This is a genomic window from Streptomyces cavernicola, from assembly GCF_029968035.1.
Classification (GTDB): domain Bacteria; phylum Actinomycetota; class Actinomycetes; order Streptomycetales; family Streptomycetaceae; genus Streptomyces; species Streptomyces cavernicola.
The window spans coordinates 16,365-33,582 of the sequence record NZ_JASCIQ010000048.1; the positions used below are offsets into that span (position 1 = coordinate 16,365).

Consider the following 17,218-nt stretch of genomic DNA (forward strand, 5'->3'; position numbering starts at 1 on the left):
CCCCGCCCCGGAATCACCGGGTGCGGGGGCGCCGTCGTCAGCGGGTGCCGGGCGGTACGCCGTCCGGTCAGCCCTCGTCGGCCGAAGCGGACGCCGAGACGGAGGGAATGGTCTGCTGCTCCGCCGCGGCGGTCTTCTTCGCCGTCTTCTTCGCGGCCGTCTTCTTGGCCGTCGTCTTCTTGGCAGTGGTCTTCTTCGCTGCCGTCTTCTTCGCGGCGGCCTTCTTGGCGGGCGCCTTCTTGGCCGCGGCCTTCTTGGCGGTGGTCTTCTTCACCGCCTTCTTGGCCGGAGCGGCCTCCGCCTCGGGCTTGGCCTCGGCCGGAGCCTCAGCGGTCGCCTCTACGGGAGCCTCCGCAGGTGCCTCAGCCTTCTCGGCCTCGGCCTTGGGCTCGGCCTTGGGCTCGGCCGGCTGCTCCGCGGGGACGACCACGACGGCCGCCTCAGCGGAAGCGGTCGGCGCCGACGCCTTGCGCACCGCACGGCGCCGCGGCCGCGCGGGAGCGGCGGCCTCGGCAGGAGCGGCCTCCGGCGCGGGCTCCGCCTTCGGCTCGGCCACCGGGGCCTCGGCCACGACCGGCTCGACCACGGTGGGCTCGACGACCGCCACGGCCACGTCCTCGGACGGCTTGGGCGAACCGGCGGGCGCCGTCGCCTTCCGCGTGGCCCGACGACGCGTACGACCCTTCGGCGCGGCCTCCTCGGCGGCGGCCGGGGCGGGCTCGGCGACCGGAGCCGCCTCTTCCACGACCGGAGCGACCGGGGCGACCGGAGCGACCGGCTCGGCAGGAGCAGCCGCCTCCGCCGGAGCGGGCTCGACCTCAGCCTCGGCCTCAGCAGCGGCAGCCGCCTTGCGCTCGGCCCGCCGCGCCTTCTTCTCGGCCTTCGCCACCGCCCGCTCGGACGGCTCGGCCGGAGCGGTCTCCTCCGCCGCCTTCGGGGCACCGGCAGGGGCCGTCGCCTTCCGCGTGGCCCGGCGCCGCGAACGGCCACGGGACGCGGCCGCCTCGGCCTCGGCAGCGCTGCTGTACAGCTCCTCGTCCGGCTTGAACTCCGGCTCGGCGAGCTTCGCCGGGGCCGCGGCCTCGGCGGCGACCTCCGCCTCCGTCTCGGCCTCGGCGCTCTCCGCCTTCTCGGCGGCCGGCGCCTCGTGCACGTGCTCGTCCTTGCGACCGCGCTTCTTGGAGCGCTTGCCGCCACCGCCGACGGAGGTCGGCTGCTCCATGTGCACGATCACGCCGCGGCCGTTGCAGTGCACGCAGGTCTCGGAGAAGGACTCCAGGAGCCCCTGCCCGACGCGCTTACGGGTCATCTGCACGAGGCCGAGCGAGGTCACCTCGGCGACCTGGTGCTTCGTACGGTCCCGTCCCAGGCACTCGAGGAGGCGCCGCATGACCAGGTCCCTGTTGGACTCCAGGACCATGTCGATGAAGTCGACGACGACGATGCCGCCCAGGTCGCGCAGGCGCAGCTGGCGCACGATCTCCTCGGCCGCCTCCAGGTTGTTCCTGGTCACGGTCTCTTCGAGGTTGCCGCCCTGGCCGGTGAACTTGCCGGTGTTGACGTCGACGACGACCATCGCCTCGGTCTTGTCGATCACGAGGGAGCCGCCGGAGGGCAGCCACACCTTGCGGTCGAGCGCCTTGGCGAGCTGCTCGTCGATCCGGTACGTGGCGAAGACGTCGACCTCGGACGTCCACTTCTGCAGCCGGTCCGCGAGGTCGGGCGCGACGTGGTTGACGTACCCGTGGATGGTCTCCCAGGCCTCGTCACCGCTGACGACGACCTTGGAGAAGTCCTCGTTGAAGATGTCGCGGACGACGCGGACGGTCATGTCCGGCTCGCCGTACAGGAGGCTCGGCGAGCTCGTCGAGGCCTGCTTCGACTTCTTCTTGATCTCTTCCCACTGCGCCTGCAGCCGCTCGACGTCGCGGCGCAGCTCGTCCTCGCTCGCGCCCTCGGCGGCGGTGCGCACGATGACGCCCGCGTCCTCGGGGACGATCTTCTTGAGGATGGTCTTCAGACGCGCGCGCTCGGTGTCGGGCAGCTTGCGGCTGATGCCGGTCATCGAGCCCTCGGGCACGTACACCAGGTACCGGCCGGGCAGCGAGACCTGGCTGGTCAGGCGGGCGCCCTTGTGACCGATCGGGTCCTTGGTGACCTGCACGAGCACGGACTGGCCGGACTTGAGGGCGGTCTCGATCCGGCGCGGGCCGTTGGCCAGTCCGAGCGCCTCGAAGTTGACCTCGCCCGCGTAGAGCACGGCGTTGCGGCCCTTGCCGATGTCGATGAAGGCGGCCTCCATCGACGGCAGGACGTTCTGCACCTTGCCCAGGTAGACATTGCCGACGTACGAGGTCGACTGCTCCTTGTTGACGTAGTGCTCGACGAGGATGTTGTCCTCGAGCACGCCGATCTGGGTGCGGTCGCCGTTCTGCCGGACGATCATCTCCCGGTTGACCGCCTCGCGGCGGGCCAGGAACTCGGCCTCGGTGATGATCGGCACGCGGCGGCGGCCCTGCTCGCGACCCTCGCGGCGGCGCTGCTTCTTGGCCTCCAGACGGGTCGAGCCCTTGATGGACTGCACCTCGTCGGACGGCTCGGTCTCCTTCTTCGGCCGCGGCTCGCGGACCTTGACGACCGTGCGCTCCGGGTCGCCCTCGCCCGGCTCGCCCTCCGCGGCCGAGTCACCGGCGCGACGGCGACGGCGACGGCGGCGACGGCTGCTGGCGGAACCGCCGGACTCGGCGCGCTCCGCACGCTCCTCCTCGGCGTCCTCCTCGGCCTGCTCCGCGGTGTCCTCGGCGTCCTGCTCGGCCTGCTCGGCGGCGACGGCCTCGGCGCCTTCCTCGGCGGTCTCGTCCTCGTGGTCCTGGTCCGCGGACTCGCCACGGCGACGGCGACGGCCACCCCGGCGGCGGCGACGGCCCTGACGGCCGCCCTGCTCGTCCGTTTCGTCCCCTTCGGCGGACTCGGCCTCGGCGGACTCGGCCTCGGCCGGCTCCTCCTCGGCGGGCTCCTCGGCCTGCTCGACGGCCGGGGTCGGCTCGGCGGGCTCGCCACGGCGACGGCGACGGCGGCGACCGCCGGCGGCGGGCTCCTCCTCGACCGGGGCGGCAGCGGCGACCGGCGCGGTCTCCTCGGCGGCCTCCTCGGCCGCTTCGGCGGCGGCCGCGGCGGCGGCGCGCTCCGGCGTCTGGAACATCGGCTCGGTGAACACCGGCGCCTGGAACACGGCGACGGCGGGCCGCTTCGGCTTGCGCGAGCCGGCCTCCTCGCCCTCCTGCTCAGCGCGGGCGGCGCCACGCGGCTCGGAGAAGATCGACGACGCCTTACGGGCGGCACGGCGACGGCCGCGCTTCGGACCCTCGGCGGGAGCCTCAGCGGCAGTCGCTTCGGCGGAGGGCGCGGCCACGGACTCGGCGGAGTCGGCGGAGGCGGCCTCGACCGGCACGTCCGCGGCGGGCGCGGTCGCGGCCTCGACGGCAGCCGTCTCCTCGGCGACGGGCGCGCTCACCTTGCGGGTGGCACGGCGACGGCTACGGCGCGGGGCGGCGTCCTCGGCGGGCGCTTCAGCGGCGGCGGCCGGCGCCTCGGCGACGGGCTCCGCGACGGGCTCAGCGGCAGCGGCGGGGGTGGCGGCCTCGACCTCTTCGGCGGCCTTCGGCGCACCGGCGGGCGCGGTCGCCTTGCGGGTGGCACGGCGACGGGTACGGCGCGGGGCGGCGTCCTCGGCGGCGGCGTCCTCGGCGGCGGCGTCCTCGGCGGGCGCCTCCGCGGGCGCTTCGGCAGCGGCCGGGACCTCGGCGGTCACGGACGGGGCGGGCGCGGCCTCGGAGGCGACGGCCACGGCGGTCTCGGCAGGCTTGTCGGCGGCCTTCGGCGCACCGGCCGGCGCGGAGGCGCGGCGGGTGGCACGGCGCCGGGCGCGCGGCGGGGCGGCGCTCTCGGCCGGCTCCGGCTCGACAGCGGCGGGGGCGGCGGCCTCGACCTCTTCGGTCTCCTCCTCCGCCGGGTCCTCGACGGCGGCGGTCACGGCCGGCGTCGTCTCGGCGGCCGCCGTGGGCGGTCCGGCCGGGCGGGAAGCGGCGCGGCGCCGACGGCGCGGCGGCAGCTTGTCGCCAGGAGCGTTATTGGTTTCTTCGGCCTCTCCGGTCACACCGGATTCGTTCGGCTCAAGCATGCGGGCGGTTCTCCCGTCAGGCTCCCGGGCGCCGCGCCTTGCACCGGTGACGTCCGCGGCCTGGCGCGCGGTGCGCGGGGCCGCCGTCCGGTAGGCGCGGGCGCCGCACGGGAGCTCTCTTTGTCTGTCTCGCCGGTTCCGTACGCGATGTACGCACGGCCTGGCGAAAGTCTTGGTGGTCAGCGCGCGGCCCGACCCAGGTGGCTCCCGCGTACGAGGGCTGCGCTACGACGGACGTCCCTACGCGGAACCTTCCGGCGCCTGCGCTGCCGCGGCGGGCGATCCGGCGGCCCCTGAGCGATCGGCCGGGGCGGCCGTGACTGCCTCGCGGTCGGGCGCGAGCGGGTCGGTCACCGTGCCGGTCTCTTCATCGAATGGCCCCTGCGCCAGCCTGGTCACCGCGACGGGGACCGGCGGCGCCAGGTCGGCCACAGCTCGGAGACCGGACAGGACGTCGTCGGGTCGAACGGCAGGCGTCACGTGCCGAACAACCAGCCGCAGTATCGCACAGGGGGTGCCCACGGGCCTATCAGCTGATGGACGGGACGCCTGGAGTGCTGCTACGGCGGCACGCGCGTCGAAGCTGCGCATGCCGTTCTTCGTACGCCGCTGCACCTCGACCTCTTCGGCCGCGAGGAAGGCCTCGGCGGCGCGCTCGGCGTCCTCGACGCTCACGCCGTCGAGCCGCAGCTCCCAGACGGAAGCCTGCAGCCGGTCGGCGAGGCCGGAGGTACGGGCCTCGACGATGTCGGTGATGTCGAGCCCGGTGGGCAGCGACTCGTCGAGCAGGTCCTTGAGCTGCGCGGGGTCGCGGTGCTCGGTGAGGGCGATCTCCAGGTACTCGGCCTCGCTGCCCGTGCCGGTGGGTGCGGCATTGGCGTACGACACCTTGGGGTGCGGGGTGAAGCCCGCCGAGTACGCCATGGGGACCTCGGCGCGACGCAGGGCGCGCTCGAACGCGCGCTGGAAGTCGCGGTGGCTGGTGAACCGGAGGCGGCCGCGCTTGGTGTAGCGCAGTCGGATGCGCTGCACCGCCGGTGCGGGCGGCGGGCCTTCGGGCTGTCGCTTGCCCAGTGTCGTCAGTCCTTAGTGAGCTTCGTGAATGCGGTCGTACTGCTACCTAGAGTACGTGCCTCGGGCGCTGCCGGTTCCCCGTGGGGCGCCGGTACGGCCGCCTCGGGGGTGGGGCGCGGTGCTCCGAACAGGGCTCGGCGCAGGTCGGCCCGTACCTGGCGGGCGGTGCTGCGGGTGGTGTCGAGGGCCTGCCGCACAGTGCGGGCGACGGGCCGCCACAGGCCGTCGCGCAGCAGGCGTCCGACGGGTGCGAGGACGGTGCGGTACGCCCACCGCACCGGTTCCACGAACACCCACCGCAGCAGTGTGCCGAGGAAGCGGCCGACGGCGCGCGACACATACCCGGCGACCCGCCAGGCGTGCCCGAACGCGGCCCCGACCTCCCGCCCGACGACGGCGAGGGCCCGCCCGACGGGCACGAGCACCCACCGCCACAGGAACCGCGCGGGCACGACGACGAGCCACCGCCACAGGAAGACGACGGGCGCGACGACCAGCCACCGCCACACGAACACGGCCGGCACGACGACGGCCCAACGCCACAGGAACGCAAGCCCGGCGCCGAGCGCGCGCAGGGTCCACACGATGGCGTGCCCGAGAGGGGTGAGCAGGTTCCGGTACGCCCACACCGCCGGCACCACGAGCAGCACCCGCCCGAGCCATCCGAGCGCCCGGCCGACCGGCAGGACGACGTACCGCCACAACCCCACCCAGGGCCATACGAACACCGCGACCAGCGTCCAGCCGATCACGTCGCCGACGAACTTCAGGACCACGGCGAGCAGTCGCCCGAGCGGCGTGAGGACCTTCGCGTAGAGCCACTGCACGGGCCGTACGACCAGGGTGCGCAGCGCCCACAGCAGGCCGCGGCCGAGCGGGGTGAGCAGACGGCGGTACGCCCACACCCAGGGCACGACGAACAGCGCCCGCCCGAGCCAGGCGAGCGCGCGCCCGAGCGGACGCAGCACGGCACGCTGCAGGAACCGCCCGCACACGACCAGCGCGTCCCAGACCATCCGCACCGGCACGACGAGCACGAGCACCACGATCCGCACCGGCAGCCGGACCGCCCTCACCAGACACCCTTCGGACGCCCCGCCCGGCCCTTGGGTCATGACCTTCCGCTCCCGTTCCACGCCAAGGACGACGCGTCAACGCCCGCTTTGGATCCGCCCGGTGGGCACCCAGTACCGCAGCTTCCCGTCCCGCTCGTCCTCGAGGACCCCGCCCGCGGCCTCGATCACCTTGCGGGAGCCGGTGTTGGCGGTGTCGCAGGTGACGAGCGCGGGGTCGATGCCGAGGTCGGCGGCGTGCAGCAGGACGGCCCGCAGCATGCCGGTGGCGTGACCCCGACGCCGCGCACCGGGGCGGACTCCGTACCCGATGTGCCCGGCGAGGTCGTCCGCGGGCGAGGTGATCCGGCGTCGGATCCGGATCCGGCCGAGGAAGGCGTCACCGTCGACCCACCAGTAGCAGTCGGCCTCGCTGTCGGACCGGACGGCGGCGACGTACCGGGCGAAGCCGTCCGCGTCGTGCCAGCTGTCACCGTGCTCGGCGAGTTCGCGGGCGAGGGTGCGCCCGGCGAAGGCGTCGTCGGCGAACTCGCGCATGGCCTCCAGGAAGGAGACCCGGAAACGGACGTCGGGCACGGTCAGCTCTGCCATGCCCGGCATTGTGCCGGGGCGTTCAACGCCCCGGCACAGCGGGCTACTTGACGACCGTCAGCGGCAGCAGCTTCTTGCCCGTCGGGCCGACCTGGATGTGGGTGTCCATCTGGGGGCAGACGCCGCAGTCGAAGCAGGGGGTCCAGCGGCAGTCGTCGACCTCGGTCTCGTCGAGGGCGTCCTGCCAGTCCTCCCAGAGCCAGTCCTTGTCGAGGCCGGAGTCCAGGTGGTCCCAGGGCAGGACCTCCTCGTAGGTGCGCTCGCGCGTCGTGTACCAGTCGACGTCCACGCCGTACGCGGGGAGCGTCTTCTCGGCGCACTGCATCCAGCGGTCGTACGAGAAGTGCTCGCGCCAGCCGTCGAAGCGGCCGCCGTCCTCGTAGACGGCGCGGATGACCGAGCCGATGCGGCGGTCGCCGCGGGAGAGGAGGCCTTCCACGATGCCGGGCTTGCCGTCGTGGTAGCGGAAGCCGATGGAGCGGCCGTACTTCTTGTCGCCGCGGATCTTGTCGCGGAGCTTCTCCAGGCGGGCGTCCGTCTCCTCGGCGGAGAGCTGCGGAGCCCACTGGAAGGGGGTGTGGGGCTTCGGGACGAAGCCGCCGATGGAGACCGTGGCGCGGATGTCGTTCTTGCCGGAGACCTCACGGCCCTTGGCGATCACGGCAGTTGCCATGTCGGCGATCTGCAGGACGTCCTCGTCGGTCTCCGTGGGGAGGCCGCACATGAAGTACAGCTTCACCTGGCGCCAGCCGTTGCCGTACGCGGTGGCGACCGTGCGGATCAGGTCCTCTTCGCTGACCATCTTGTTGATGACCTTGCGCATCCGCTCGGAGCCGCCCTCGGGGGCGAAGGTCAGGCCGGAGCGGCGGCCGTTGCGGGTCAGCTCGTTGGCCAGGTCGACGTTGAACGCGTCGACGCGGGTCGAGGGGAGCGAGAGGCCGATCTTGTCCTCTTCGTACCGGTCCGCGAGGCCCTTCGCGATCTCGCCGATCTCGGTGTGGTCCGCCGAGGACAGGGAGAGCAGGCCGACCTCCTCGAAGCCGGTCGCCTTGAGGCCCTTGTCGACCATCTCGCCGATGCCGGTGATCGACCGCTCGCGCACCGGGCGCGTGATCATGCCCGCCTGGCAGAAGCGGCAGCCTCGGGTGCAGCCGCGGAAGATCTCCACCGACATCCGCTCGTGCACCGTCTCCGCGAGCGGCACCAGCGGCTGCTTCGGGTACGGCCACTCGTCGAGGTCCATCACGGTGTGCTTGGACACCCGCCACGGGACACCCGACTTGTTGGGCACGACGCGGCCGATGCGGCCGTCCGGCAGGTACTCCACGTCGTAGAACCGCGGGATGTAGACGTTGCCGGTCTTCGCCAGGCGGAAGAGGACCTCCTCGCGGCCGCCGGGCCGGCCCTCGGCCTTCCAGGCGCGGATGATCTCCGTCATGTCGAGCACGGCCTGCTCGCCGTCACCGATGATCGCGGCGTCGATGAAGTCCGCGATCGGCTCCGGGTTGAACGCCGCGTGCCCGCCCGCGAGGACGATCGGGTCGTCGAGCGTGCGGTCCTTGGACTCCAGCGGGATGTCCGCGAGCTCCAGGGCCGCGAGCATGTTGGTGTACCCGAGCTCGGTGGAGAAGCTGAGCCCGAAGACGTCGAAGGCCTTCACCGGGCGGTGGCTGTCGACCGTGAACTGCGGCACCTTGTGCTCGCGCATCAGGGCTTCCAGGTCCGGCCACACGCTGTACGTGCGCTCGGCGAGGACGCCCTCGCGCTCGTTCAGTACCTCGTACAGGATCATGACGCCCTGGTTGGGCAGGCCCACCTCGTACGCGTCCGGGTACATCAGGGCCCAGCGGACGTCGCACTCGTCCCACGGCTTGACGGTGGAGTTCAGCTCGCCACCGACGTACTGAATGGGCTTCTGCACGTGCGGGAGCAGCGCCTCGAGCTGAGGGAAGACGGACTCGGCAGGCATCACTACGACCTTCGTGAGCTGGCTTGCGGGCACCCCCGGCCAGAGGCTTGGGGGACGGGTGACCCTCAAGCCTAACGCGTCCGGCCGAGCGCATCCGCCGCCGAGACCGCCCCCTCCCACCACCCCGGGAGCCTGTCCTCGGCGGTCGCGGCGGCCTGTTCCTGCCGTCCGTGGAGGACTCCGTATGTGAAGGAACTCTCGCCGGCCTCCTGCGCCTGGGCCGCCAGATCGCGCAGGGCGAGGCGGGTCATCACGCTGTCCTGGTGCTCGCCGAGGCCGCTCTGCAGCTCCTTCATCCGGGCGGTCAGACGCTTGGCCGGCTTGCCGAGGGCGGGCGTCGCGACCTCCGCCGCGTACCGGGTGCGCTTGGCCTTCTTGCGGGCCTCGTGCATGGCGAGGTCGCGGTCGTGGCCAGGCGGCGCGGCGAGCGCCTCCTCGACGTGCGCGGCGAGGCGCCGCTGCTCGCGGAGCACGGCCTTCGCCAGCGCCCTCTCCGGGGACTTCGCGGCGGCCCCGAGCAGCGGCGGCTCGGCGAGCAGCGCGTCCAGGGCGTCGAGCAGCGCGAGGTAGCGCGCCCCGTCGAGCACCCCGGTGAGCCGCCGCTTCGAGCCGCTGCGCTGCGCCGCCGACCAGGTGCGCAGCCGCCCGCGCACCGGCCCGACGACGAGCGTGCGCGGCAGCGCGGCCACGGCCTCCTGCAGGCGCGCGGTCAGGACCTCGCGGTCCCGGTCGACGCCCAGCTCCCCGGCGAGCCACTTCAGCTCGTCGCCGACCGGATCGGTGGCGGCCGGGTCGAGGACCTTCCCGTACGAGCGCAGGGCGCTGCGGATGCGGCGGGTGGCGACGCGCATCTGGTGCACGGCGTCGGGCAGATCGCGGCGCACGTCCGGGTCGAGCTCGACGAGCGCGTCCCGCTGTGTACGCAGGTACGCGAGGACGTGGTCCCCCGCGGTCACGGGTTCCGGTGGCTCCTGGGGCTCGTACGGCTTCGCTCCCCCGGTCTCGGCGAGCGCGCGGGCCAGCTTGGACGCCGAGCCCGCGGGGACGACACCCGCCTTGCGCAGCCGCTTCTCCACCTTGTCGAGGAACGCCGGGTCCCCGCCCTCGGCCAGCTCCACCTCGATCTCGGTCCACGCGGCGCTGCCCTCTCCTCCGGCAAGCCGGTCGGCCCGTACGGAGTCCACGCTGACCTCGGCGAGCAGCGCCCCGTCGGCGTCCACGAGGTGGCGTACGTCGCGGGCGGAGCGGAGCCGGACCACCGGGACGAGCTCCGCGCCGCGCACCCGGGAGCGGACCAGGCCGGCGAGGGCGCGCGGGACCTTCTCGGAGAGCGGCGCCTGCACCTCGTCGCGCACGCCCTCGGCGACGGGGAGCTTGAGGTGCCAGCCCGCGTCGTCCCCGCCGGTGCGGCGGCGCAGGGTGCGCGCGGCCGCGGCGAGGCGGAGGTCGACGGTGTCGTAGTAGGTGGCGTCCAGGTCGACGGTGCCGCGGTCCAGGACGTCGGCGACCCCGGGCACCCGCGTCAGGTCGGGCAGCCCGGGGCCGTCTGAGTCTGTGCCGGATCCGGTGGCTTCGTACTTCCGCTCGATCTCGCGCTTCGTCTCCGCCATGAATCGAATTTAGTCGCGCGGGCCGCCCCTGGGCAGCCCCCGCGCGCCTACGCCGACATGGGCCGTTGCACCCGGATCGACTGGAGCAGGCCGACGGCGATCCAGACCGCGAACATCGAGGTGCCGCCGTACGAGACGAATGGCAGCGGCAGTCCGGCGACGGGCATGATGCCGAGGGTCATGCCGACGTTCTCGAAGGACTGGAAGGCGAACCAGGCAATGATGCCGGCGGCGACGATCGTGCCGTACAGCTCGGTCGTCTCGCGGGCGATCCGGCAGGCGCGCCAGAGCACGACGCCGAGCAGCACTAGGATCAACCCCGCGCCGATGAAGCCGAGTTCCTCGCCGGCGACGGTGAAGATGAAGTCGGTCTGCTGCTCGGGCACGAACTGCCCGGTGGTCTGCGAGCCGTTGCCGAGCCCCGCGCCGGTGAGGCCGCCGGAGCCGATGGCGATACGGGCCTGGTTGGTGTTGTAGCCGACGCCCGCCGGGTCGAGGGCCGGGTTGGCGAAGGCCGCGAAGCGGGCGATCTGGTAGTCGTCGAGCAGGCCGAGCTGCCACACCGCGACGGCCCCGGCTGCGCCCGCGCCGAGCAGGCCGAAGACCCAGCGGTTGGAGGCGCCGGAGGCGAGCAGCACGCCGAGGACGATCATCGCCATCACCATGACCGAGCCGAGGTCCGGCATCAGCATCGTGATCATTATCGGGACGGCGGCGAGGCCGAGGGCCTGGACGACGGTGCGGTGGTCGGGGTGGTCCCGGTCGCCCGCGTCCACCCGCGCCGCGAGCAGCATGGCCATGCCGAGGATGATCGTGACCTTCACGAACTCGGAGGGCTGCAGCGAGAGTCCGGCGACGTTGATCCACGCGTGCGCGCCGTTGATGGTCGCGCCGAGCGGGGTCAGCACGAGCAGCACCAGGAACACGGAGACGCCGTACAGGATCGGCACGACCGTGCGCAGCGTGCGGTGCCCGAGCCAGACCGTGACGATCATCAGGGCGAGCCCGATGCCCACGTTCAGGACGTGCTTGACGAGGTACGAGTACGGGTCGTCGCCGACGAGTTCGGTGCGGTTGCGGGTCGCCGAGTAGACGAGGGCCGAGCCGATCAGGGACAGCGCGACCGCGGCGAGGAGCAGTGGCCAGTCGAGCCGTCGGGTGACGGAGTCGCGGGCGAACAGCTTGGACCAGGAGCCCCGTTCGGGCCCGTAGCCGGAGACGGAGAAGCCGCCTGCCATCAGTCACGCCTCCAAGGTGCCGGTGCGGAGAGTCCGAGCGCGAGCTCCTGCTCGGTGGGCGGCTCCTCCTGCTGCGGCTCGTACGGCTTGATCTCCGGTGCGTCGATCGAGCCGTCCGGCTGGATCTCGGGCAGCGCGGACTGCGGCTTGGGCAGCAGGGCCTTCTTGAGGTTCTGCTTGCCCTTGGCGTCGAGGCCGTAGATCGCGTCGTAGATCTTGCGGACGGCGGGGCCGGCGGAGCCGGAGCCCGTACCACCCTGGGAGATGGTCATCACGATCGTGTAGTCGTCGGTGTACGTCGCCAGCCAGCCGGTGGTCTGCTTGCCGTAGACCTGCGCGGTACCGGTCTTCGCGTGCATCGGGATCTTGTCCTGCGGCCAGCCGCCGAACCGCCAGGCGGCGGTGCCGTTGGTGGCGACGCCGGCCAGGGCCTTGTTCAGGTCGGCGACGGTCTTGGTGTCGATCGGCAGCTTGCCGTGCGACTTGGGCTTGATCTCGTCGACCTGCTTGCCGTCGGGGCTGACGACGGCCTTGCCGACGGTGGGGTCGTAGAGGGTGCCACCGTTGGAGATGGCGGCGTAGGCGGTGGCCATCTGGACGGGGGTGACGAGGATGTCGCCCTGACCGATGGCGTAGTTGACGCTGTCACCGGCCTTGAGGCGGTTGCCCTCCAGGCAGTTCTCGAAGGCGATCCGCTCGGCGTAGTCGCCGTTCTTCTTGCCCTGCTTGCACCAGACGTCCTTGTTGGCCTTCCAGAAGTCCTTCTTCCACTGGCGGTCGGGGATGCGCCCGGAGACCTCGTTGGGGAGGTCGATGCCGGTCTTCTTGCCGAGGCCGAAGTCGCGGGCCGTCCGGTAGAACCAGTCGTCGGGGTGCTTCTTCGGCTTGTTGCCGCCGTCGCGCTTCCACTCGCTGTGGCCGAGGGCGTAGAAGACGGTGTTGCAGGAGACTTCGAGGGCGCGGCCGAGGGTGATCGGTCCGTACCCCTTCGACTCGAAGTTGGCGAAGCTGCGGTTGCCGAGGCTGTAGGAGCTGGAGCAGTTGTACTTGTCGTCGAAGGAGTGCCCGGCCCTGACGGCGGCGCTCGCGGAGATCACCTTGAAGATGGAGCCGGGCGGGGCCTGGCCCTGGGTGGCGCGGTTGAGCAGCGGGTAGTTGGACTTCTTGCTGGTGAGCTTGGCGTAGTCCTTGCCGGAGATGCCGCCGACCCAGGCGTTGGGGTCGTAGTCCGGCTGGGAGGCCATGGAGACGATGCGGCCGGTCTTCGACTCCATGACGACCACGGCGCCCGAGTCGGCCTCGTACTTCCGGCCGGTGATCTTGTCGGTCTCCATGCGGGCGGTCTTCATCGCCTGGTTGAGCTCGTACTCGGCGACGCGCTGCACGCGGGCGTCGATGCTGGTGACGACGTTCGAGCCGGGGGTGCCCGGGTCGGCCTGCGTCTTGCCCATGACCCGGCCGAGCTTGTCGACCTCGTACGAGGTGACGCCGGCCTTGCCGCGCAGGTATTTGTCGTACGTCCGCTCCAGGCCGGAGCGGCCCACCATGTCGGAGCGCAGGAACGGCGACGAGGTGTTCTCGGCGGCCTTGATCTCCTCGTCCGTGACGGGCGAGAGGTACCCGAGCACCTGCGAGGTCTGGGAGCCGCCGGGGGCGGCGTAGCGGCGGACGGCGGTGGGTTCGGCGGTGATGCCGGGGAACTCCTCGGCCCGCTCGCGGATCTGCAGGGCCTGCCGGGGCGTGGCCTCGTCGGTGATCGGGATGGGCTGGTACGGGGAGCCGTTCCAACAGGGCTGCGGCGTCTCGTCGTTGCAGAGCCGGACCTTGTTGCCGACTTCCTTGGGCGTCATGCCGAGCACTCCGGCGAGCCGGGTGAGGACGGCGTCCCCGTCGTCGTCCATCTTCATCAGCTCGGTGCGGGACGCGGAGACCACGAGCCGGGTCTGGTTGTCGGCGAGCGGCACGCCCCGGGCGTCGAGGATCGATCCGCGTACGGCGGGGTCGACGACGCGCTGCACATGGTTGCCGTTGGCCTCGTCGGCGTACTCGTCGCCGTTGCGCACCTGGAGGTACCAGAGGCGGCCGCCGAGGGTGAGGAGGAGGGAGAAGACGAGGACCTGGATGATGACGAGCCGGATCCGGACCCGAGGCGTCCGCCCGGTCTCAGGGATGTTGGTCATGGGCGCAGCCCAGTCGTTGGAAGGGTGGTGGTGGGTGACGGGTGGGCATTGCTCACAGCCGCTTGACCCCCTTGATGCGTCCGGTGCGAACCATCCGTGCCTTGGCGGACTTCAGGCGCAGGCTGCCGCCGTTGCGCAGGCCGCCGTTGCGCTGGCTGCCGATGCGCATGCCGCCGGTGCCCGCGGAGAGCCAGCCGGTGGAGACCTCGCTGCTCTTGCCGCCGCTCGAACTCTCGGAGAGCGGGTCGTTCTCGGCGCGTCTGGCCAGAGCCATGACCCCGGGCACGACGAAGGGCGCGAGCAGCAGGTCGTAGAGCGTGGCCGTGAACAGCAGGCTGCCGACGCCGACTTCGGCGGCACCGGTGTCGCCGACGAGGGCGCCGACGCCCGCGTAGAGCAGCGTCGAGCCGATGGCGGCGGCGACCACGACGGCCATCGGGCCGGTGGCAGAGCGCAGTTGGCCGGACTCGGGCTTCATGAGACCGGCGAGGTAGCCGATGAGGCAGAGTACGAGCGCGTACCGGCCGGCCGCGTGGTCGGCGGGCGGCGCGAGGTCGGCGAGGAGTCCCGCGCCGAAGCCGATGAGGGCGCCGCCGACGTGTCCGTAGACGAGGGCGAGGCCGAGGACGGTCAGAAGCATCAAGTCCGGTACGGCGCCGGGCAGATGGAGCCGGGCGAGCACGCTGACCTGGATGACGAGTGCGACGACCACCAGTGTGGTGGACAGGAGCAACCGGTTGAAACGCATGGGCCTTACTCCTGGTCGTCCTGGGGCTGCTGTCCGTCCGCGGCGCCTGGATCTGCGGCGCCCGGGTCGGCTCCGTCCTGCGCTGTTCCGTCGGCCGGCGGGACCTGTCCGTCGCCGCCGACGCCCTGCTCGCCCTCGCCTTCCTGGCCGGGGCCCGGCGGGGTGACGGTGACCGTGACGGTCGGCGTGGGCTTGGGCTTCACGGGCTCGGGCAGCACCTTGTCGCGCGGGTCGGTGCGCGGGGCCTGGACGACGACGCCGACGATGTCGAGCTTGGTGAAGCTGACGTACGGCTTCACGTGGACCGTGCGGGTCAGGTCGCCGCCGGAGGGGTCGACCTTGACGACCTCGCCGATCGGGACGCCGGGCACGAACGGCTTGTCGGCCTGCGAGCCGAAGGTGACCATCCGGTCGCCCTTCTTCACCTTGGCCTTGCCGTTGAGCATCTGCACGGCCAGGTTGCGGTCGCCGCGGCCGCTGGCGAAGCCGAGCTCGTCGGTCTTCTCCATACGGGTGCCGACGGTGAAGTCCGGGTCGCTGGCGAGCAGTACGGTCGCGGTGGTGGGGCCTACGGTGGTGACGCGGCCGACGAGTCCTTCGCCGTTGAGGACGGTCATGTCGCGCCGGAGGCCGTCGTTGGCGCCCGCGTCGATGGTGACGGTCCAGGAGAAGCCCTGCGCGGCTCCTATGGCGATGACTTCGGCGCCCTTGATGCCGTACTGGCCTGCGCCGGCCTTCTTCAGCATCTGGTCGAGTTGGCGGACGCGGCTGCGGTTGCGGTCGTCGCTGCCCAACTTCGCCTTGAGCGCGGCGTTCTCCCGCTCCAGTTGGCTGATGCGGCTGTGCCTGCCGTCGGAGTCGCGGACCGCCTCGATCGCGTTGCCGAGCGGGTTCACCGCGGCCGATACGCCGTTCTCCACGGGGCCGAAGACCGTCGCGGCGGCCTGTCGGGCACCGTCGACCGGGGAGTCCTCCCCGCCGCGGATGTCCACCGTGATCAAAGCGAACGCGATGGCGATCAGCAGCACCAGGAGCAGCCGGCTCTCTCGTGTGTCCCTCACGTGCGGCGGCCGTGCCTTCCTCGTCGGAATGGTTGTGCCTCTTGCTTATGCGGCGCCTGCGGGGCGCGGTTTTTGTCGTCCGAAACCCGTCCGGGGTCGTCCGAACTCGTCGAACAGGTCGGGTTTATGCCTCTATATCAACGATCCGCCGTACGGAACGAAACTCTGTACGGCGGATCGTTGAACTGCTTACCTGCGCGGCGAGGCGTCGAGGACCTGTTGCAGGGCCTCGAACTCGTCCACGCATTTACCGGATCCGAGAACCACGGAGTCCAGCGGGTCCTCGGCGATGTGGATCGGCATGCCGGTCTCGCGGCGCAGCCGCTCGTCCAGGCCGCGGAGCAGGGCGCCGCCGCCGGTGAGGACGATGCCTCGGTCCATGACGTCTCCGGAGAGCTCCGGCGGGCACTTGTCGAGGGTGGTCTTGACCGCGTCCACGATCGCGTTGACCGGTTCCTCGATGGCCTTGCGGACCTCGGCCGCGGAGATGACCACGGTCTTGGGCAGTCCGCTGACCAGGTCGCGGCCGCGGATCTCGGTGTGCTCGTCGTCCTCGTTGTCGTAGGCCGAACCGATGGTGATCTTGATCTGCTCGGCCGTGCGCTCGCCGAGGAGGAGGCTGTACTCCTTCTTGATGTGCTGGATGATCGCGTTGTCCAGCTCGTCGCCCGCGACGCGGATCGACTGTGCTGTGACGATTCCTCCGAGGGAGATGACGGCGACCTCGGTGGTGCCGCCGCCGATGTCCACCACCATGTTGCCGGTGGCCTCGTGGACCGGGAGGCCCGAGCCGATGGCCGCGGCCATGGGCTCCTCGATGATGTGCACCTGGCGGGCGCCGGCCTGCGTGGAGGCCTCGATGACCGCGCGGCGTTCGACGCCTGTGATGCCGGAGGGGACACAGACCACGACGCGCGGCCGGGCCAGGTAACGGCGCTTGTGGATCTTGAGGATGAAGTAGCGGAGCATCCGCTCGGTGATCTCGAAGTCGGCGATCACGCCGTCCTTCAACGGGCGGACCGCGACGATGTTGCCAGGGGTGCGGCCGATCATCTTCTTCGCCTCAGCGCCGACCGCCAGAATGCCGCCCGTGTTCGTGTTGATGGCGACGACGGAAGGTTCGTTGAGTACGATGCCGCGGCCCCTGACGTACACCAGCGTGTTGGCGGTCCCGAGGTCGACAGCCATGTCACGGCCGATGAACGACATGTTGGTTCCCATCAGGAGCGTCTGGCCTTCCCAAAGTCGAGCGTCAATGGCTTTGTCAGGTCGGCGAGGTGGGTGCTGTGGCGTGGAGGCTTACATCGTAGTCTCGCCTGCACGGACACGGCGCGAGGGTCTCCGCCATTGTCAGCAGAACACTCGCCGCCCCGCTAATGGGGACGAGCCGACGGAAGGATGCGTTCCCCCGATTGGCTTGCATATGCCAAGGGGCGACCGGGAATTCACGGCCGCCCCTGGGGCGAATTTCTTTCTGACGGCACATCAGCGCAG

The 17,218-nt window shown here is 71.7% G+C and carries 11 protein-coding genes; all 11 read right to left on the reverse strand.

All coding sequences use genetic code 11. The annotated features are described in order from the left end of the window. Positions 1-67 precede the first annotated feature (67 nt). Positions 68-4,180: an Rne/Rng family ribonuclease gene (locus QIS96_RS32715; RefSeq protein WP_282546452.1), complete on the reverse strand. Its 4,113-nt coding sequence runs from the start codon at positions 4,178-4,180 to the stop codon at positions 68-70. 240 nt (positions 4,181-4,420) lie between these two features. After that, positions 4,421-5,212 (reverse strand): TIGR03936 family radical SAM-associated protein, encoded by a 792-nt coding sequence (locus QIS96_RS32720; RefSeq protein WP_282546453.1) that lies wholly within the window; start codon positions 5,210-5,212, stop codon positions 4,421-4,423. Between the two features lie 47 nt (positions 5,213-5,259). After that, positions 5,260-6,369: a hypothetical protein gene (locus QIS96_RS32725; RefSeq protein ID WP_282546454.1), complete on the reverse strand. Its 1,110-nt coding sequence runs from the start codon at positions 6,367-6,369 to the stop codon at positions 5,260-5,262. Between the two features lie 36 nt (positions 6,370-6,405). Further along, entirely contained in the window at positions 6,406-6,918 is a 513-nt protein-coding gene (locus QIS96_RS32730; protein WP_282546455.1) for a GNAT family N-acetyltransferase, read from the reverse strand. 43 nt (positions 6,919-6,961) lie between these two features. Continuing rightward, positions 6,962-8,887: a TIGR03960 family B12-binding radical SAM protein gene (locus QIS96_RS32735; RefSeq protein WP_282546456.1), complete on the reverse strand. Its 1,926-nt coding sequence runs from the start codon at positions 8,885-8,887 to the stop codon at positions 6,962-6,964. A gap of 71 nt (positions 8,888-8,958) precedes the next feature. After that, on the reverse strand, positions 8,959-10,497 hold the full coding sequence (locus QIS96_RS32740; RefSeq protein ID WP_282546457.1) for a CYTH and CHAD domain-containing protein: 1,539 nt from the start codon (positions 10,495-10,497) through the stop codon (positions 8,959-8,961). A gap of 47 nt (positions 10,498-10,544) precedes the next feature. Further along, entirely contained in the window at positions 10,545-11,735 is a 1,191-nt protein-coding gene (rodA, locus tag QIS96_RS32745) for a rod shape-determining protein RodA (protein ID WP_282546458.1), read from the reverse strand. Next, positions 11,735-13,915: a penicillin-binding protein 2 gene (mrdA, locus tag QIS96_RS32750; protein ID WP_282546459.1), complete on the reverse strand. Its 2,181-nt coding sequence runs from the start codon at positions 13,913-13,915 to the stop codon at positions 11,735-11,737. The genes rodA and mrdA overlap by 1 nt, the downstream gene beginning before the upstream one ends. A gap of 52 nt (positions 13,916-13,967) precedes the next feature. Beyond that, positions 13,968-14,663, reverse strand: coding sequence for a rod shape-determining protein MreD (mreD, locus tag QIS96_RS32755; protein ID WP_282546460.1), 696 nt, complete (start codon positions 14,661-14,663; stop codon positions 13,968-13,970). Between the two features lie 5 nt (positions 14,664-14,668). Next, positions 14,669-15,724, reverse strand: a complete 1,056-nt coding sequence (mreC, locus tag QIS96_RS32760; protein ID WP_282546461.1) for a rod shape-determining protein MreC — start codon at positions 15,722-15,724, stop codon at positions 14,669-14,671. 189 nt (positions 15,725-15,913) lie between these two features. Next, positions 15,914-16,933, reverse strand: coding sequence for a rod shape-determining protein (locus QIS96_RS32765; RefSeq protein WP_282546479.1), 1,020 nt, complete (start codon positions 16,931-16,933; stop codon positions 15,914-15,916). Positions 16,934-17,218 lie beyond the last annotated feature (285 nt).